Origin of the sequence: Lachnoclostridium sp. An76 (assembly GCF_002161355.1) — a bacterium.
Lineage (GTDB): Bacteria > Bacillota > Clostridia > Lachnospirales > Lachnospiraceae > Mediterraneibacter > Mediterraneibacter caccavium.
On the sequence record NZ_NFHL01000005.1, the window covers coordinates 69,038 to 85,974 of the forward strand.

19 protein-coding genes are annotated in these 16,937 nt (G+C 49.9%); 5 read left to right on the top strand and 14 right to left on the bottom strand.

The features are described 5' to 3' along the window. Positions 1-63: 63 nt before the first annotated feature. A complete protein-coding gene (locus B5G27_RS10195) occupies positions 64-930 on the top strand; it encodes an aminoglycoside 6-adenylyltransferase AadE (protein ID WP_001255868.1) in 867 nt (288 codons plus the stop codon). Positions 931-1,529: 599 nt separating this feature from the next. Here B5G27_RS10195 and B5G27_RS10210 read toward each other — a convergent pair. From B5G27_RS10210 to B5G27_RS10220, 3 genes are all read right to left on the bottom strand, one after another. Continuing rightward, positions 1,530-1,667, bottom strand: coding sequence for a helix-turn-helix domain-containing protein (locus B5G27_RS10210; protein ID WP_087178793.1), 138 nt, complete (start codon positions 1,665-1,667; stop codon positions 1,530-1,532). 124 nt (positions 1,668-1,791) lie between these two features. Continuing rightward, positions 1,792-2,649: a PD-(D/E)XK nuclease family transposase gene (locus B5G27_RS10215; RefSeq protein WP_143449697.1), complete on the bottom strand. Its 858-nt coding sequence runs from the start codon at positions 2,647-2,649 to the stop codon at positions 1,792-1,794. 69 nt (positions 2,650-2,718) lie between these two features. Further along, entirely contained in the window at positions 2,719-3,255 is a 537-nt protein-coding gene (locus B5G27_RS10220) for an adenylate kinase (protein ID WP_087178795.1), read from the bottom strand. 283 nt (positions 3,256-3,538) lie between these two features. Here B5G27_RS10220 and B5G27_RS10225 point away from each other — a divergent pair, with 283 nt between their 5' ends. Together B5G27_RS10225 and glpK are read left to right on the top strand one after the other, a co-directional pair. Continuing rightward, a complete protein-coding gene (locus tag B5G27_RS10225) occupies positions 3,539-4,015 on the top strand; it encodes a YbaK/EbsC family protein (protein WP_087178796.1) in 477 nt (158 codons plus the stop codon). Positions 4,016-4,080: 65 nt separating this feature from the next. After that, positions 4,081-5,577: a glycerol kinase GlpK gene (glpK, locus tag B5G27_RS10230; protein WP_087178797.1), complete on the top strand. Its 1,497-nt coding sequence runs from the start codon at positions 4,081-4,083 to the stop codon at positions 5,575-5,577. Between the two features lie 86 nt (positions 5,578-5,663). Here glpK and B5G27_RS10235 read toward each other — a convergent pair whose 3' ends face one another. From B5G27_RS10235 to B5G27_RS10245, 3 genes are all read right to left on the bottom strand, one after another. After that, on the bottom strand, positions 5,664-6,599 hold the full coding sequence (locus B5G27_RS10235) for a SufB/SufD family protein (RefSeq protein WP_087178798.1): 936 nt from the start codon (positions 6,597-6,599) through the stop codon (positions 5,664-5,666). Continuing rightward, a complete protein-coding gene (locus B5G27_RS10240) occupies positions 6,589-7,335 on the bottom strand; it encodes an ABC transporter ATP-binding protein (RefSeq protein WP_087178926.1) in 747 nt (248 codons plus the stop codon). The genes B5G27_RS10235 and B5G27_RS10240 overlap by 11 nt, the downstream gene beginning before the upstream one ends. A gap of 101 nt (positions 7,336-7,436) precedes the next feature. Next, complete coding sequence (locus B5G27_RS10245) at positions 7,437-8,312, bottom strand: LysR family transcriptional regulator (protein WP_087178799.1); 876 nt, start codon at positions 8,310-8,312, stop codon at positions 7,437-7,439. A gap of 360 nt (positions 8,313-8,672) precedes the next feature. Between B5G27_RS10245 and B5G27_RS10250 the strand changes: the two genes are divergently transcribed. Further along, positions 8,673-9,680 carry a YeiH family protein gene (locus B5G27_RS10250; RefSeq protein WP_087178800.1) on the top strand — a complete coding sequence of 336 codons (1,008 nt, stop codon included), beginning with the start codon at positions 8,673-8,675 and terminating at the stop codon, positions 9,678-9,680. Between the two features lie 107 nt (positions 9,681-9,787). Here the strand turns inward: B5G27_RS10250 and B5G27_RS10255 are convergent, their stop codons facing one another. The 7 genes from B5G27_RS10255 to B5G27_RS10285 all read right to left on the bottom strand — a co-directional run bounded on the left by B5G27_RS10255 (position 9,788) and on the right by B5G27_RS10285 (position 15,386). Continuing rightward, positions 9,788-10,747, bottom strand: a complete 960-nt coding sequence (locus B5G27_RS10255; protein ID WP_087178801.1) for a carbohydrate kinase family protein — start codon at positions 10,745-10,747, stop codon at positions 9,788-9,790. A 100-nt stretch (positions 10,748-10,847) separates the two neighbouring features. Continuing rightward, entirely contained in the window at positions 10,848-11,795 is a 948-nt protein-coding gene (locus B5G27_RS10260) for a TIGR03943 family putative permease subunit (protein WP_087178927.1), read from the bottom strand. Positions 11,796-11,812: 17 nt separating this feature from the next. Continuing rightward, on the bottom strand, positions 11,813-12,925 hold the full coding sequence (locus B5G27_RS10265; RefSeq protein WP_087178802.1) for a CobW family GTP-binding protein: 1,113 nt from the start codon (positions 12,923-12,925) through the stop codon (positions 11,813-11,815). 76 nt (positions 12,926-13,001) lie between these two features. Further along, positions 13,002-13,757 carry an exodeoxyribonuclease III gene (locus B5G27_RS10270; RefSeq protein ID WP_087178803.1) on the bottom strand — a complete coding sequence of 252 codons (756 nt, stop codon included), beginning with the start codon at positions 13,755-13,757 and terminating at the stop codon, positions 13,002-13,004. A 76-nt stretch (positions 13,758-13,833) separates the two neighbouring features. After that, positions 13,834-14,595: a tRNA pseudouridine(38-40) synthase TruA gene (truA, locus tag B5G27_RS10275; protein WP_087178804.1), complete on the bottom strand. Its 762-nt coding sequence runs from the start codon at positions 14,593-14,595 to the stop codon at positions 13,834-13,836. A gap of 18 nt (positions 14,596-14,613) precedes the next feature. After that, positions 14,614-15,063 carry a transcriptional regulator NrdR gene (gene nrdR, locus B5G27_RS10280; RefSeq protein ID WP_087178928.1) on the bottom strand — a complete coding sequence of 150 codons (450 nt, stop codon included), beginning with the start codon at positions 15,061-15,063 and terminating at the stop codon, positions 14,614-14,616. A 68-nt stretch (positions 15,064-15,131) separates the two neighbouring features. Beyond that, complete coding sequence (locus B5G27_RS10285) at positions 15,132-15,386, bottom strand: YlmC/YmxH family sporulation protein (RefSeq protein WP_087178929.1); 255 nt, start codon at positions 15,384-15,386, stop codon at positions 15,132-15,134. A 168-nt stretch (positions 15,387-15,554) separates the two neighbouring features. Between B5G27_RS10285 and B5G27_RS10290 the strand changes: the two genes are divergently transcribed. After that, entirely contained in the window at positions 15,555-15,929 is a 375-nt protein-coding gene (locus B5G27_RS10290) for a DUF3783 domain-containing protein (RefSeq protein WP_087178805.1), read from the top strand. A 117-nt stretch (positions 15,930-16,046) separates the two neighbouring features. On the opposite strand, the gene B5G27_RS10295 is transcribed toward B5G27_RS10290, so the two are convergent. After that, positions 16,047-16,937, bottom strand: coding sequence for a sensor histidine kinase (locus B5G27_RS10295; protein WP_087178806.1), 891 nt, complete (start codon positions 16,935-16,937; stop codon positions 16,047-16,049).

Genomic DNA, 16,937 nt, shown 5'->3' on the forward strand with positions numbered 1-16,937 from the left:
CAATCAAGGCGGGAAAGCCCTAAAATGGCTTCACACCTATTTCAATAATTGGAGGAGATAAAAATGAGATCAGAAAAGGAAGTTTATGATATTGTTTTGAATTTTGCAAAAACAGACAAACGCATTCGCATGGTTACTTTGGAAGGATCTAGAACAAATACAAATATTCCGCCTGATGATTTTCAGGATTTTGATATTACTTTTTTTGTTACGGATATGGACAGCTTCACAAGTGATGATAAATGGCTAGATATATTTGGTGAAAGGTTGATTCTGCAAAAGCCGGAAGATATGGAATTATTTCCAGCTGTAGAAAAGGGATTTTCATATTTAATGCTGTTTACTGATGATGTTAAGATAGATTTAACTTTGCTGCCGCTGGAACTGATAGACGAGTATTTTACATGGGATAAACTGGTAAAGTTACTGTTGGATAAAGACAACCGTATCGTAAAGCCGCCAATACCAACGGATATAGACTACCACTTGCAGAAGCCTACTCAAAGAATGTTTGACGATTGCTGTAATGAATTTTGGAATACTACAACATATGTAGTAAAGGGCTTATGCCGCAAAGAAATTCTTTTTGCTATTGACCATATGAATGATATAGTACGAAAAGAATTGCTTCGCATGATTTCCTGGCTGATTGGTATCAAACAGGGATTTCATTTCAGTTTGGGAAAAAACTATAAATTTATGAAGCAATATGTCCCAGAGGAATTGTGGGAACGACTTATGTCCACTTATAATATGGATTCCTATCCTCATATGTGGGAATCCTTTGAACAATGTATGGCATTGTTCCGGGAGGTTTCGTCAGAAGTGGCATGCCAGTTGGATTACCAGTATCCACTATATGATGAAAAAATCAGTAATTATGTGATTCGGCAAAAGAAAAAATATGGCATTGAAGATGATAACAAATAAAATTTTTTCAATCGAAAAAATTTATTTTGATTATTCAATTTTGAAAAACTGAATACCTCAAAATCAGAAAGAGCGCGGACAAGCACTTTGAGGGATTGGCCGCCTTGTCCACCCATCCAGCGGGGCGGCGGGCGGCGGTCAAGGCCGGGTGTAACCCCGTTCATTTCAGCCTTGACGGTTGCCCGCTGTCCTGCTACTTTTCCGGGAGTGTGGCCACAACTTCGGGACACTTTGTCCACAAGTTGGAGCGTAGGACGAGGAACTGGGGCTTTCATATACGCCCTGTCTGCTGATGAGTCCAGACCTGCGCTTGCGGCTCCACGCCACGCAAGCACAGCCCTGTTTTCCTGCCGCTTCAAATGCCCTTGCCCTCCCCGGCGGCAACGGCATTTTCACGGCAACGCCGGCAGAGCGTATAACACACTACACTTTGCTTCGCAAAGTCGTGTGCCAAATGGGGGGCGTTGCCCCCTTTGGAAACCCCCACAAGAAAAGGCGGTACGCTACCCCTCCACGGGGCGCATACCGCCTTTTCTTGTTATCCAGCCCTCCGGCTGTATCGGTTGAGCAAAAGTCCGCGTGGGATTGATGTGGTATCTTTAACTTTGGGAAACTCCGGTTTCCCATTTCGATACCGCACGGTCCGTAATGTTCATTTTCTCCGCCAGTTCTTTCTGTGTCATATTCAGTTCTTTTCTCCGCTGGGCGATAAACGCCCCGATCTTCTTCTGATCCATCTGACGCACCTCCTGTATACTAAAAGCTGCTTTTCATGCAAAAATAAGAGACAGGTCTTGTTTTCCTGTCTCTATTATACTTACTGTCTCTGCAATTGTAACCATACCGGCAGTTGAGTCCGGCTTATTTCGCCGATTTCAGCCACTGCCTCACAACGGAAACATCTTCTTCAACCACTTTCGCGATCGTGTCCAGAGGCATCCCCATCTTCTCCAGATTCCAGGCTGTTTTCTTATGGCTTTCTTTCATACCAGATTCTCTACCTTCTTCACGTATCCTCTCCATTATCTCACACATGATCTCTATGCCTCCTTCCTCTGTCTTCAGGAATCGTACCCGCTTTGACAACTCTCCCTCACTGTCGTCAAACGGATCCGCCGTTTTAAAATACTTCATCAATTTAGCGATCCTGCTGCCGTCGTCAATCTCGGCATTCACATAAATCAGGTGCGAACCATCATTGTGTTTTTTCCCTGTCTGCCGGAACCGTTTTTCTTCCTCGTATACGGTATAACCGTCTTTCCATATGTCTTTACGGCTGATATAAAAAATATACCGTTCCGGGAGCTCATTGTAATCCCGGCCCTTTCTCAGGAATTCCCCATCCGTAACAGAACCGTAAAACCTGGTCCTCCGGGCATGGTCAGCGACATCCGCCCCTTCTATCTCCAGATGGCAGATAACGCCCTTCTTATCTTCTGCAAGGACGTCCAGCCTTGCCCCATGCGAGATTACTTTCGAGATCACATACTGGGTTCTGACAGAAACAAGCTCGATCCCCGGATCATCCATCAGGATCCGTATTACATGCTGGCATGCATTCCGGTCAGAGAGCACTACGGACATGAACACATCGCTCAGTAATGTAAGCTGCTCCAGATCCTTGAGGCGGCGCTCCCGCTCTGCGAAGAGTCCTGCTGACCCCGGCGGGGATGTGCCTGTAATCAATGGTTCTTTTGTTTCTTTTTTCTTGTTGGTCATATTGTATCTTTCGGCTGCGATGATACAAGCTGGGTACATTTTAGCATATGGATTTTCCAATGTAAATCGCTATGGAGTATATAAATCAATGTCCAAATCAATGTTTATTTCGTATTCATCTTCGATAAATATGCAGTTCACTTTATATCTCTGTGCATAGTTTAATATCTCCTCATTGTCTTTCAACGCACGTTCCACAGTACACCAGTCATCGTCCAGACGCTGTTCAATAATATTTGCATACCGCTTTATATCTGCAAAATGCCTTCTGATATAGTCTTCACTCATTATGAGGCAGTAATATTTTATATTTTCAAGATATTCCGAAGTAAAGTCCTCTTGCCAGTCAAACGGGATATAGCAGCCCTCCACAATTAAATTCTGCTTATTTTCAACAGCAGTTTTAATGATCTCGCGGACAATAGGCCATAAATACACTGTTAAATCCCTGTCGTCACTCATGGGTGTGAGTTTTGTATTCCCGCTGCGGATCAGACCCATTTTCAGATGATCGATCGATAAATATGGGTATTTATATTTCTCAAGCAGTTTTTGAGCAAGTGCAGTTTTTCCTGTGTGCGACGCTCCTGTAATTAAAATTATCATCTCTTATATATTTATAGCTCCTCTGTAATTTAAAGCTCCCCAATAAAATGATTTTCAGACTCATCCCAATATTTACGATATACAAAATCTGTACCGCCGTCAAAATGGAGCTGATACATTCTGAATTTTATTTTTAAACTGTAATGATATAAGACAGGTTCATTTTAGCATACGGATCTTGCGATGTAAATCGCCCTTCCCCTGCCGCCCTGAAACTGTTATAATTTTCTTACAGCCGGCACTCACTGACCGGCATACATCAGAAAGGAAGGTCTGTTTCATCATGTCAGTCGAAATCGTAAAAGATTATTTTAAGAAAAACAATATCGCTAAGGAGATCCTGGAATTTCCGGTCTCCAGCGCTACCGTAGAGCTCGCGGCACAGGCGGTCGGCGTGGAGCCGGCGCGCATCGCCAAAACACTTTCATTCTACACAAAGGAAAAAGACGCCGCGATCCTCATCGTGACCGCAGGGGATATGAAGATCGACAACAGCAAATTCAAACAGTTCTTCGGGATGAAGGCAAAGATGCTTGCGCCGGAGGATGTGGAACCGCTGACCGGGCACGCCATCGGCGGGGTCTGCCCTTTTGGGAACCCGGAAAGTACCACAGTATATCTCGACATCTCCATGAAGCGGTTTGAGACTGTATTCCCGGCCGCGGGCAGCGGGAATTCGGCTGTGGAACTGACATGCGGGGAATTGGAGCAGTACGCCTGCGCGAAAGAGTGGATCGATGTCTGCAAGCCAATGTCATAGGCGGTCAACTCAGAGTAACGCAGAGCAGACGCATTTAACAGGACACGAAAGGAGGACGGATACATATGCAGAAATATATCATGGCACTGGATGCCGGGACGACAAGCTGCCGGTGCATCCTGTTTGACCGGAAAGGGAATATATGCAGCGTGGCACAGAGAGAATTCACCCAGTATTTCCCGCAGCCCGGCTGGGTGGAACACGACGCGGACGAGATCTGGGCATGCCAGCTCGGAGTGGCAGTGGAGGCAATGACCAAGATCGGGGCGTCAGCGTCGGATATCGCCGCCATCGGGATCACAAACCAGAGGGAAACTGCCATCGTCTGGGATAAAAATACCGGGGAGCCTGTGTACCATGCCATTGTCTGGCAGTGCCGCAGGACTTCCGAATACTGCGATTCCCTGAAAGAAAAAGGACTTACGGACAGATTCCGGCAGAAGACCGGGCTTGTCATCGACGCCTATTTCTCGGGAACAAAGATAAAATGGATCCTGGACAATGTCCCCGGGGCAAGAGCGCGCGCAGTAAGAGGGGAACTCCTCTTCGGGACCGTGGAGACATGGCTCATCTGGAAACTCACAAAGGGAGCTGTGCATGTGACAGATTATTCCAACGCTTCCCGCACTATGCTCTTTAACATTAACACACTGGAGTGGGACGATGAAATCCTGGATGAGCTCGATATTCCAAAGTGTATGCTGCCGGATGTCAAACCGTCAAGCTGCGTCTACGGCGAGACAGATCCTTCTTTCTTAGGCGGCAGGATCCCCATTGCCGGAGCTGCCGGGGATCAGCAGGCTGCACTTTTCGGCCAGACCTGTTTTCATCCCGGAGAGGCAAAGAATACATACGGCACGGGATGCTTTCTCCTCATGAATACCGGGGAGCAGCCGGTCTTTTCTGAAAACGGGCTTGTGACGACCATCGCCTGGGGGCTGGACGGGAAAGTCACTTATGCACTGGAAGGTTCCATCTTTGTGGCAGGCGCAGCGATCCAGTGGCTCCGCGATGAGATGCGCCTCATCGACTCAGCCGCTGATTCCGAATATATGGCGTCAAAGGTAAAGGATACGAACGGATGCTATGTGGTGCCCGCATTCACCGGACTGGGGGCTCCTCACTGGGATCAGTACGCCCGCGGTACGATCGTGGGCATCACCCGCGGCGTGAACAAATACCACATCATCCGCGCCACTCTGGAATCCATTGCCTACCAGGTGAATGACGTCCTCTGCGCCATGAAGGCCGACTCCGGGATCGGACTGGCTTCCCTCAAAGCTGACGGAGGCGCCAGCGCCAACAATTTTCTCATGCAGGTGCAGGCTGATATCATAAACGCTCCCGTGAACCGCCCGGTCTGCGTGGAGACAACGGCAATGGGCGCCGCCTATCTGGCAGGGCTTGCTGTCGGTTATTGGAAGAATAAGGACGAAGTGGTCAAGAACTGGGCAGTTGACCGCACCTTCACGCCTTCCATCAGCGAAGAAGACAGGTCTGCCCGTATCAAGGGATGGAACAAAGCTGTAAAATATGCTTACGGATGGGCAAAAGAAAACTGAATCCGTACAACCTTTCAAAAACAGAAACCAGCTCCCGCCGCTGCCTTTATATCAGGGCAGCGGCGGGAGCTCTGCTGTACGTTTCCCTATTTCAAAAAGCTTTCAATGATCACTGCCTCAGCTTCCTCCTCGCTCATTCCGAAGGTCCGGAGCTTCACGAGCTGCTCGTCATTGATCCTGCCGATGGCAGCCTCATGGATGATCTGCGCGTCCACGTGGCGCGCATTGATCTCCGGGATGGAGCTGATCTCCGCCTGGTCCATAATGATAGAGTCACACTGGACATGGGCGTGGCATCGGTTATTTCCGATGGCCCTGGGATGGAACACCTGCTTGGACGATCCTTTTCCCACGGAGCGGGATACGATCCTTGCCGAGCTGTTCTCTCCGTTTAACTCAATATCCATGTTGGAGACCGCGGTCTGCCCTTCGTCTGTCATCAGCTTCTCAGTGACGAAAAGTTTCGCATTGTCTGCAAGTTCGATATAATTCTCTCTCTCCGTGGAATCCACTCCGCGGATCTGCGTCGTCTCAAGAGTGAATACCGAATCCTCGCCCACATAGATCTTTGTCACAGGGTTCAGGACCTTCTGCCCGGAGCCTTCCCCTTCCGCGTAATGATTCTCTACATATTTTACATTGCATCCTTTTCCCACATGAAACGCGTGGATGCCGTCATGTCTCGTCTCGGAGCAGCCTTCTCCGTGGATCCCGCAGCCTGCGATGATGGTCACATCCGCGCCGTCCTCAATATAGAAATCATTGTAAACGATATCCACACCTTCCCGGGACATGACCACAGGGATATGCACCTGCTCGTTCTTTGCCTCACCGCTGATATGGATGTCGATCCCCGGCTTGTCTTCCTTTTTTACAATATTGATATGGCGGCTGTCCCCATGGCACACTGCCATACCGTTTAAGCGCAGATTGTATGCGCCTTCCTGCTTAAACCCATAGGAGTCGATCATTTTCAGCACATCCTGGGTCACCTTGTCCAGATCGATCTTCTTAGACTCCATAAAGCTCGCCTCCTTTTTGTCTCCTGCACTCGCAGGAATCCAGTTCCGCACCGAAGAGATGCGGCATGATCTCTTTGGCGTCCCCGATGGACTGTACTTTTCCGTCAGAGATGACCATGATGCGGTCCGCCATCTGGATGATCCTCTCCTGATGCGAGATCAGGATCAGGCTCTCCTTTTTCTCTTTGTGTATCTGTTCAAAACGCTTGATCAGCATGGAGAAGCTCCACAGGTCGATCCCTGCCTCCGGCTCGTCAAAGACACAGAGATCATGGTGCTTCGCCAGCACGGTCGCGATCTCGATCCTCTTCATCTCCCCGCCGGACAGCGTGGCGTCCGCCTCCCTGTCAATGTACTCCATCGCGCAGAGCCCCACACTGCTCAGGAGCGCGCAGCATGTCTTCTCATCCAGCGGCTCTCCTGCTGCCAGGGATAAAAGCCGGCGAACGGTCATTCCTTTAAAACGGGGCGGCTGCTGGAACGCAAAACCGAGCCCTGCCTTTGCCCTCTCATCGATGGTGTGATCCGTGATGTCCTGCCCGTTGAGGATGATCTTTCCGCCCGTCGCCTTGTTGATCCCCATGAGGAGCTTTGCCAGAGTGGATTTTCCTCCTCCGTTGGGCCCTGTGATGACAAGCATCTCGCCGTCGTTTACTGTAAAGCTGACGTCAGAGAGGATCTCCGACTGTCTGCCCTCTTCTACTACGTCATATGATAAATGTTCTACCTTAAGCATCCGGGATTTCACTTCCTTTTCTTTTTCTCTGTGAGATACGGGATTTCTCCGTCTCATATGTAAACGGAACTGTTTATAAGCAGTATCCTGTGTAAGCTGTGTCACTCGGAAAATCTGCGGAAGACTTCTCTGTATCTGTCAGCGTAGATGCTTCCCCGCCGCCAGATAAATGTAAATTCATGGGATACCCTGAAATCCTTCAGCGGGATCCTCACAAGTGCGCCGGTCCTCAGTTCCTCCCGGACCGCAGCTTCATATAAAAATGTAATACCGCACCCGGCTTTTGTCAACTCTTTGATCGTGTGCAGGCTGCCCACCTCCATGACCTTATCAAAGTCCTCAGCGCTCAGGTTGTGCGAGTCCAGCCAGCGTTCCAGCACCTCTCTGGTACCCGAGCCCTTCTCCCGCATGAGGAGCCGTTCCCCAAAGAGATCCTCGATCCTGTCCGGCGTCTTTTTGAACGGATAGGCCGGTCCGCACACTGCGATATAATTTTCATCCGAAAATTTCCTGAAATCATATTCTGTCTTTTTAAAAAAACCTTCCACCAGAGCGAAATCAATCTCGCCGTCATCGAGCCGCTTAAGCAGCCCCTGCGTATTATCCACGATCATGTGGATATCCGCATCCGGGTATTTCCCGAGATATTTTTCCAGGATACTGCCCATCAGCACATCTCCAACTGTCCTGGTCGCCCCAAAACGGATCTCTTCCTCTTCTTCCGACTTCACCATCGCACTCTGCAAAGAAATCTCGTCATGCATCATGGTCAGCGACGCGTTCCTCAATATCTCTCCCGCGCCGGTAAGACGCAGCTTTTTCCCCTCATAGCGGAACAGCTTCGTATTATAATGCTTTTCCAGAAAGCGGATGTGCTGGGACACCGCAGGCTGTGTGATATTCAGTTTTTCCGATGCCCTTGTGAAATTCATGCACTGGCAGACCGCCAGAAATGTTTCCATCCTGAAATCAAGCATGTCCTTCTCCCCTTATCTCTGCGGCTGCCTGCCAAAATCCGGCAGCAATGCCGCTCCACGCACAGTCAGTATGAAAATATGAAACCCCTTTAAAAATACCGGACAAAGCTTTCCCTCAAAAACCGTCCGTCAAAGCCGCAGCATACGAGTGGATGCCCGCAGACTGACGGAAGCTGCGCCTCCGCCTCCTGATCCGATGCCATCCACTCTGCCACTGTATCTATACAGAATTACTCCCTGTGGATAACTATAACATATATTTATCATAAAATAAATATTAATAATTTTATTTTATGATTTTTTTATGATATCTTATCCACAGAGCCAATATATGGAAATAAAGATAATGGAGGAATCTCTATGAATTTCATCAAAAAGAACGGGGCAGGGCTCTCTCTCTGCCTCATTATCGCAGTCCCGGCGTGGTTTCTCGGACAGGCAGTGCCCGTGATCGGCGGTCCGGTATTCTCGATCCTGATCGGCATGGTCATCACGCTTTTTCTCACAAAAAAAGACCCCTTTACTCCAGGGATCAATTACACATCAAAAAAAATACTCCAGGCTGCTGTCGTATTCCTCGGATTCGGCATGAACCTGACCGAGATCCTGGCAAAAGGGAAGCAGTCGCTCCCCATCATCCTGGCCACGATCTCAACCTCTCTCATCATCGCATTCATCCTGTATAAAGCACTTAAGCTGAAATCCAACAATGCGGTCCTCGTAGGCGTAGGCTCCTCCATCTGCGGCGGGAGCGCGATCGCAGCGACAGCCCCTGTCATCGATGCCTCAGATGAGGAAGTCGCCCAGTCGATCTCCGTGATCTTTCTCTTCAATGTACTCGCGGCGCTGATCTTCCCCACTCTGGGCGCGGCACTCGGACTGAGCAACGATGGTTTCGGCCTGTTTGCGGGCACGGCTGTGAATGATACTTCCTCAGTGACCGCGGCAGCCACGGCATGGGACGGGATCCACGGGAGCAATACACTGGAAAGCGCTGCCATCGTAAAAATGACCAGAACGCTGGCCATCATCCCCATCACCCTTATCCTCGCGCTCTGGAGAGGACGGAAAGAGAAAAATACAAAAGGATCCTCGTTCAGCCTGAAACGCTCCTTCCCGTTCTTTGTCCTGTTTTTCATCCTGGCATCCGTGGTGACTACGGTCTTCCAGCTCCCGGCGGACATCACCGCTCCGCTGAAAGAACTGAGCAAATTCCTGATCGTAATGGCAATGGCTGCCATCGGGCTGAACACGAATATCATCCAGCTCGTCAGGACCGGCGGGAAGCCGATCTTCACAGGATTCTGCTGCTGGATCGGGATATCAGCGGTCAGCCTCGGGATGCAGCATGTGATGGGCCTGTGGTGATCTGATCTGGATTTGTGGGGGAACCGGACGATTGGTGAAACGTCCGAAAACCGTCGGTTTGATGCAGGACGTTTTACTCAATCACAGGCTCCCCCACAAATACAGCTTTATCCTTTTATGAGCCGCTCTACTTCCTCTCTCTCCGGCATCGCCTTGATCGCCCCTTTCCTCGTAGTGACGATGGCTGCCGCCGCATTGGCGAATGTGAGCATCTCTCCCAGCTCTTCTTCTGTGAGATTATGGAAATCATGCTCCAGGAGATAGTTCAGGGAGCTTCCCCCGAACGTATCCCCGGCCCCTGTCGTCTCGATCGTCTGTACGGTAAAGCCCGGGCGCTCCACCCGCATTCCTTTATAGTAAGCCCTGCTTCCGTCTTTGCCCATAGTCAGGAGGATCAGCGGGATATCATAGTTCTCCTGAAGATACGCGATCCCCTCATCGTAATCTTCCTTTCCTGACACGAACTGGATCTCATTGTCAGAGATCTTCAGGATATCGCATACGCTGAACCCATACTCCATCTGCTCTTTCGCAAGTTCAAGGGAGCTCCACAGCGGCGGTCTTAAATTCGGGTCAAAGGAGATCAGGCACCCGCCGTCCTTTGCCGCCTGCACAGCTTTCTTCGTCGCGGCGCGCACGCCGTCATGCGTCATGGAAAGTGTGCCAAAGTGGAAGATCCGCGCCTGGCTGATGAATGCAGGATCCACTTCCTCCTCTGTGAGCATCATGTCAGCCCCCGGATTGCGGTAAAACGAAAATTCTCTGTCTCCATCCGGGAATGTGTGCACAAATGCCAGCGTTGTATTTATCGTATCGTCTGTCATGAGATGGGATGCATCGATCCCGGCTTCTGTGATCGTTTCTCTGAGCATTGTGCCGAACTGGTCCTTTCCGACCTTTCCGACAAATCCGGTCTTCTTTCCCATTTTATTCAGAAGCGCCAGTACATTGCAGGGCGCTCCGCCCGGGCATGCCTCGAACATCCCGTTGCCCTGGCTGCTCTGCCCGTTCATCGTAAAATCTACCAGCAGTTCTCCCAATGCGATCACATCATAATTTTTTTCCATATCCGTGTTCTCCTTCCATATCCCCCTGCCCTGTCCGGCAGGCATCTATCATTATGAGCTCCAGGGCCGCGTCCGCCCCGTCTTCATTTTGCATATCCGCCTAATTAAAGTATACAAGCTCCTCGATGGGCTGTGCTTCCTCGATGTATTCCGCCTCCAGGACAGGGCCTTCGCCCCGGTATACAGAGACATTGGCAAAACCGACCTTTGCCCGTACCTTTACCCAGTCTCCCGGTTTCAGCTTCGGGGCATAGAGACTTTTGCACACATACCCGAGAAATGTCGTATCGTCAGCACAGCAGGTCATCGCCATGCGCCCGGGCAGGAATACTTTGGATGGGAATGACCTGGGTTTTATTACCTTTGCCGTAAATTCTACCACTTTTCCCTTATACCGGTCCGGATTTTCCATCATATCCACATACCAGATCCCATAATCTTCTTTCGCGATCTCAATGACCGGCGCTTTCAGGTCGTAAGGCACGTCATCCTCAAAGATATTTTCCACCTCTCCGTTCTCATCCTCAAAGATAACCTCCGCCTGAGGGCTTACCACCTTTACACTCCTGCGGTACCCCGCCAGCGGCTTGATATCCTCGCACCGGTTGAACAGCACAAGCTCTGCATTCCTGACCATCTCCACAAAAAGCGGTTTTAAGTTTGTCAGATACATCTGGAACGTACTGGCGTCAACTGTCGTGAGCTTCTGCTCGATTGCCCAGCCGTCCGGAAGCCTGAGGCTCTCAAAGTCACTGACCTTCCACATCCCGTTATATTCGACCACGACACGTTCCGGCTCATGCTTTTTATCCATCTCTTCCAGCCATTCTTCCGTCAGGTCTTCCTGTTCTTCCACCCGTTCGATCACAACGCCGTACTTCAGCATTTCCATGGGGTCATACTCTTCCTCCCCCTCTTCACAGAGGATGAGGAGAGTCTTTCCGTCGATCTGGAAATAATCCTGTTTCAGGGTAAAGTTAAGGAACTGCGTCTTGCCGCTGTCCAGGAATCCGGTCATCAAATAGACCATTACATTCGGTTCTTCCATCTCTGTCCTCCCCTGTCTCATCCGGCGAGCCCGAACAGCTCCGCCAGTTTCTCCTCCGCAAGTTCCGCGCCGATCACGCAGATACGCCCGGTATATTCCGGCGCTCCGGCGCGCACCTCATGTTCTTCGGGAACCATATCAAAGTAGATCCACTCTCCGTCCGCTCCGGGGACCATGCCTTTGGCACGCAGCACATTTCCGTAAGAACCATCCTCCTCGAGCGTCCTTAGGATATCGGAGATCTGCTCCTTTGTGTATGTGTGGATCGTCTCTCTGCCCCAGCTGGTGAAGACCTCGTCCGCATGATGATGCCCTTCATGGCCGTGATGATGATGTCCGTGCCCGTGATCGTGACCGTGATCATGGCCGCAGCATTCGCCGTGAGCATGGTCATGTTCATCATGATGGTGCTCATCATGCTCATGATCGTGGTGGTGTCCATGCTCATGGTCATGCCCGCAGCACTCGCCGTGCCCGTGGTGATGTCCGCACTCCGGGCAGATGATCTCCTCGAGCAGCTCTTCTTCCGGGGACTTGCCGGATTCCATTGTCTCCAGGATCTTCTCCCCCGGAAGCTGCGCGATCGGAGTCGTGATAAACGGGGCTTTGCTGTTTAGTTCTCGCAGCAGGGCCACGCTCTCTTCCACTTTCTCCGGCTTTGCCTTATCTGTCCGGCTTAAGATCACCGCGCCGGCATACTCGATCTGGTTGCTGAAGAACTCTCCGAAATTTTTCCGGTAGATCCTGCACTTTGTCACATCCACGACTGTGCTGAAGCTGTTGAGCTGCGCGTCGATGTCTCCCTGTACATCCCGGACCGCTTTGATCACATCCGAGAGCTTGCCTACTCCTGAAGGCTCGATGAGGATCCTGTCGGGATGATAAGTATCAACTACCTCACGCAGGGATTTCCCGAAGTCACCTACCAGAGAACAGCAGATGCACCCGGAGTTCATCTCACGGATCTCGATACCGGATTCTTTGAGGAACCCGCCGTCTATGCCGATTTCCCCGAATTCATTTTCGATCAGCACGACCTGCTCCCCTTTGAATGCTTCTGAGAGCAGTTTTTTGATCAGTGTTGTCTTTCCGGCTCCGAGGAAGCCGGAGATAATGTCGATCTTTGTCATTTTAAATTCCTTCTTTCCTCTTTATTCTATATCTAATCTTTTGATTTTCTGCATTTTGGAAGACTTATGCCCGTCCTCAGTCTTTCAGGTCAAGCTCTACCGGGCAGTGGTCAGATCCCATGACTTCTGTCAGGATCTTTGCGTCCTCCAGCCTGTCCTTAAGCGCCTCTGATACGCAGAAGTAATCAATACGCCACCCTGCGTTCTTTGCGCGCGCGCTGAACCGGTAGGACCACCAGGAATAGATCCCCTCCTGATCCGGATAGAAATATCGGAACGTATCGATAAATCCCGCATCCAGGAGCTCGGTGAACTTCTGGCGCTCTTCGTCCGTAAATCCGGCGTTTTTCCGGTTTGTCTTCGGATTTTTCAGGTCGATCTCTTTATGCGCCACATTCATATCCCCTGTCACGACGACTGGTTTTGTCTTCTCCAGGTTTTTCAGGTACGCGCGGAAATCATCCTCCCACTTCATGCGGTAATCCAGCCTCGCCAGTTCATTTTGGGAATTGGGAGTGTACACTGTGACAAAATAAAAATCTTCAAACTCACAGGTGATCACGCGGCCCTCCTGGTCGTGTTCTTCGATCCCGATCCCATAAGACACGGAAATCGGTTCTTTTTTAGTGAATACCGCGGTCCCCGAATATCCCTTTCTGACGGCGTAGTTCCAATACTGATGATAGCCCGGCAGGTCCAGTGTGAGCTGCCCTTCCTGCATCTTCGTCTCCTGGATGCAGAAGATATCCGCGTCCGCTTCCTTAAAGAAATCCAGGAAGCCCTTCTGGACACATGCCCGTATGCCATTTACATTCCATGATATGAGTTTCATGCATTCCCTCCTTATATCATATCCGTCCCCGGACTGAATGAGGGACAGATCCGTCTGTATCTGTCCCTGTTTCTCTCTATCTGTACCATACTTCTTTCAGAAACAGCCCTCCCGCCGGGGCGAGAAATCCGGCCCGGGATCTGTCTCCCGACCTCAGTGCGTCAAGGACGCTCTCCGCGGAGCGCTGATGTGCACCCGCCTCGATCAGCGTGCCTGTCAGTATGCGCACCATATGGTACAAAAAGCCTGTCCCCCTGTATTCAAGAGTCACTCTGCTGTCTTGTCCGGTGACCATTATATCATAGATCGTCCTCTTTGTGGAGTTTCCATCCTTTTTATCCGTATACCCACTGAACTGATGAGTTCCGGTCAGATATCCCGCCGCCTCTCTCATCCTGTCAAGATCCAGCTCATGGGGATAATGATAACAGTACCGTCTTGCAAATACATCCGGCTTTTCCCCGGTGTCAATGTGATATTCATACACTTTTCCCACCGCGCTCCTGCGGGCATGGAACCCATTCTTCACAAGCTCCGCATCCAGGATGCGGATATCCGCCGGAAGCGCGGAGTTTACCTTTTCCGTAAAAAAGCCTTCCGCCGCAAGCCCGGGCAGTACAACGCTGGCAGTCTGCCCTCTGGCATGGACTCCGGCGTCCGTCCTCCCGGAACCGTTGACCTCGACCGGAAAATCCTCCCGGAGATTTCCTGTTTTTCTGAGCATATCCCCGACTGTCCTTTCCAGGATCCCCTGGATCGTCTGATCGGTATTCGCCTGCCTCTGCCATCCCTGATAGCGCGTCCCGTCATAGGCGATGGTCAGCTTATAGGTCCGCATATCATTCTCTCCGCCCTGTTACTGGAGGAACTTCTTCAGTTCATCCATAAATGTATTCGCGTCCTTGAATTCCCGGTAAACTGACGCAAACCGGACGTAAGCCACGGGATCCAGGTCTTTCAGCTTGTCCATGACGATCTCTCCGATCACGCTGCTGGGGATTTCCTTCTCCTCCCGGTTAAAGATCTCCAGCTCAATGGCGTCAATGGTCTTCTGGATCGCCTCCGCCGGCACCGGCCGCTTATAGCACGCGCTGAGCACGCCGTGCTCGATCTTGGACCGCTCGTACTGCTCGCGGTTGTTATCCTTCTTGATCACGATCAGGGGAATGGTCTCCACTTTCTCATAGGTCGTAAAACGCCTGCCGCACTCGTCGCAGGAACGTCTTCTCCGGATGGAACTCTTATCCTCTGCCGGTCTGGAATCGATCACTCTTGTATCCGGGTTTCCGCAATAGGGACATCTCATACTTTTTCCGCCTTTCTCCGCATTCATTTCGGACTTATTCTGCAATCTGCGTCCATTATACACAATCGTTAAAATTTTTGCAAAAACTTTTCTTCCTGTATCTCCACGATCACGATATCCGGCCCGATCTTCCTGATACACGCAAACGGGATCACATACTCGCAGTCCGTCCCGAGGAATCCGCAGATCTTTCCCGGTCCCGGGATGATCACCGCCTCCACCTCTCCGTTGCAGATATTGATCTCCACATCCACGATACAGCCGAGACGCCTCCCGCTGCAGATATTGACCACCTCTCTGTCCCTTAATTCGCAAAGCCTCATTCCCGCACCCCCGCACATAACCGCATTCTTTCTATAATATAAATATGAATCTTTCTCCAGCCTGTTACTGCTGCTGTTTTCTCTGATTTTCCCGCGGAAGCCCTTTCCTTTTTCTCTTGTTTCATTTAAAATAAAGACTGCAAATATAATTTCAGGAGAATTTATCATATGAAAGAAACAATCTTACTTTTTAACCCGCCCGAAAAAGACCGCCTTTTAAAGCTGGAGATGGCGCTGTTCCCGCTCCGCGTCCGGCTGAAAAAGGTCGCGCCTTCAGAATATAACCAGCCTCTGGGCGTCCTCGCCGGGATCAAAGAAATGACGCCTGCCGAGGGCACTTATGACGGTCCGGAGCTTCCGGATACCATGCTCGTCTTCTGCTTTCTCGACGACAGCCGGCTCAACCAGGCGCTTGCCGCGCTGAGAAAATGCGGGGCAGGCCCCTTCCCTTACAAAGCGATCCTCACCCCGACGAACAGCGGGTGGACCGCGCCGGACTGCTTTGCTGAGATCAAAAGGGAGCACGAGGCAATGCATCCGTAAAAATCAGTTATAAGAATCTAACTTACAAAGAGCAGTTATGATAATACCAGGAGCAGTTATGATAATATAAAAAACCAGGTTATCCTTTTCTATCTGGCAATGCAGGCATGTTATATATTATACAAACTGGATTTTGATACAGAAAATATTACCTGTAAGTTCAGCAAAAATTTTTCCATGCATCCTCTCAGTAAATTCTTTTGCAATAGAGAGTCCGAGGCCGCTGGAAGTCCTGCTCCTGGCTGTATCCGCCTTATAAAACCGTTCAAACACCTTCTCTGGATCAATCTTTTCCGGATGGTTGACTTCATTCCAGATCCGGATCAGGCTTTTTCCGTTTCTTTCTTCCAGAGCTATTCCAATTCCATTTGCCCCATGATCGAGAGCATTTTTTATCACATTCTGGAACACTCGCTGAAGAGCCGTCGCATTTCCATTAATGTACAATAATTTATCCGTTATATGGATATCCGGTTCAATTCCTTTTGCAGTCCATTCATCATAATAAGAAAAGATAGTCTGTTTCAAAACCTGATTCACACAGCAATGTTTTAGTTCCAGATGATAGCTTTCATTTTTCAGCTTGGTAAACAGAAAAAGCTCTTCCAGCATTTCTTTCAGGCTGTGGATCCGTTCCTGTATGATCTCCATATAATGTTTCTGTTCTTCTGCGTCCTCGCTTTTCTCCAGCAATTGAAAATAACCGTCCAGAGAAGTCAGAGGCGTCCGGATATCATGGGAAAGATTTGTATAAGTATCAGAGATCATCTGCTCCTTTTCAAGATACTTTTTGTGCTCTTTTTTGCGGTTCAGCAACAATTGGTTCAATATCTCCATCAGTTCCTTCAGTCCGCCAAATCCCGTATCGCCCGTAACAAGCATATTGCTGTCATTTTTAAGAAGAAATGACAACTGGCGGCAGATGTCACGCACCTGCCGCTGATATTTCCACAGAATAAAACATTGGACTATAATTACTGCGATCAGAAAACAAACCAGTATTTTCAA

Excerpts from the sequence above, each read along its gene's own strand:
- B5G27_RS10195 (WP_001255868.1), top strand. The coding sequence starts at position 64 with ATGAGATCAGAAAAGGAAGTTTATGATATTGTTTTGAATTTTGCAAAA.
- B5G27_RS10210 (WP_087178793.1), bottom strand. The coding sequence starts at position 1,667 with ATGGATCAGAAGAAGATCGGGGCGTTTATCGCCCAGCGGAGAAAAGAA.
- B5G27_RS10215 (WP_143449697.1), bottom strand. The coding sequence starts at position 2,649 with ATGACCAACAAGAAAAAAGAAACAAAAGAACCATTGATTACAGGCACA.
- B5G27_RS10220 (WP_087178795.1), bottom strand. The coding sequence starts at position 3,255 with ATGATAATTTTAATTACAGGAGCGTCGCACACAGGAAAAACTGCACTT.
- B5G27_RS10225 (WP_087178796.1), top strand. The coding sequence starts at position 3,539 with ATGTCAGTCGAAATCGTAAAAGATTATTTTAAGAAAAACAATATCGCT.
- glpK (WP_087178797.1), top strand. The coding sequence starts at position 4,081 with ATGCAGAAATATATCATGGCACTGGATGCCGGGACGACAAGCTGCCGG.
- B5G27_RS10235 (WP_087178798.1), bottom strand. The coding sequence starts at position 6,599 with ATGGAGTCTAAGAAGATCGATCTGGACAAGGTGACCCAGGATGTGCTG.
- B5G27_RS10240 (WP_087178926.1), bottom strand. The coding sequence starts at position 7,335 with ATGCTTAAGGTAGAACATTTATCATATGACGTAGTAGAAGAGGGCAGA.
- B5G27_RS10245 (WP_087178799.1), bottom strand. The coding sequence starts at position 8,312 with ATGCTTGATTTCAGGATGGAAACATTTCTGGCGGTCTGCCAGTGCATG.
- B5G27_RS10250 (WP_087178800.1), top strand. The coding sequence starts at position 8,673 with ATGAATTTCATCAAAAAGAACGGGGCAGGGCTCTCTCTCTGCCTCATT.
- B5G27_RS10255 (WP_087178801.1), bottom strand. The coding sequence starts at position 10,747 with ATGGAAAAAAATTATGATGTGATCGCATTGGGAGAACTGCTGGTAGAT.
- B5G27_RS10260 (WP_087178927.1), bottom strand. The coding sequence starts at position 11,795 with ATGGAAGAACCGAATGTAATGGTCTATTTGATGACCGGATTCCTGGAC.
- B5G27_RS10265 (WP_087178802.1), bottom strand. The coding sequence starts at position 12,925 with ATGACAAAGATCGACATTATCTCCGGCTTCCTCGGAGCCGGAAAGACA.
- B5G27_RS10270 (WP_087178803.1), bottom strand. The coding sequence starts at position 13,757 with ATGAAACTCATATCATGGAATGTAAATGGCATACGGGCATGTGTCCAG.
- truA (WP_087178804.1), bottom strand. The coding sequence starts at position 14,595 with ATGCGGACCTATAAGCTGACCATCGCCTATGACGGGACGCGCTATCAG.
- nrdR (WP_087178928.1), bottom strand. The coding sequence starts at position 15,063 with ATGAGATGTCCCTATTGCGGAAACCCGGATACAAGAGTGATCGATTCC.
- B5G27_RS10285 (WP_087178929.1), bottom strand. The coding sequence starts at position 15,386 with ATGAGGCTTTGCGAATTAAGGGACAGAGAGGTGGTCAATATCTGCAGC.
- B5G27_RS10290 (WP_087178805.1), top strand. The coding sequence starts at position 15,555 with ATGAAAGAAACAATCTTACTTTTTAACCCGCCCGAAAAAGACCGCCTT.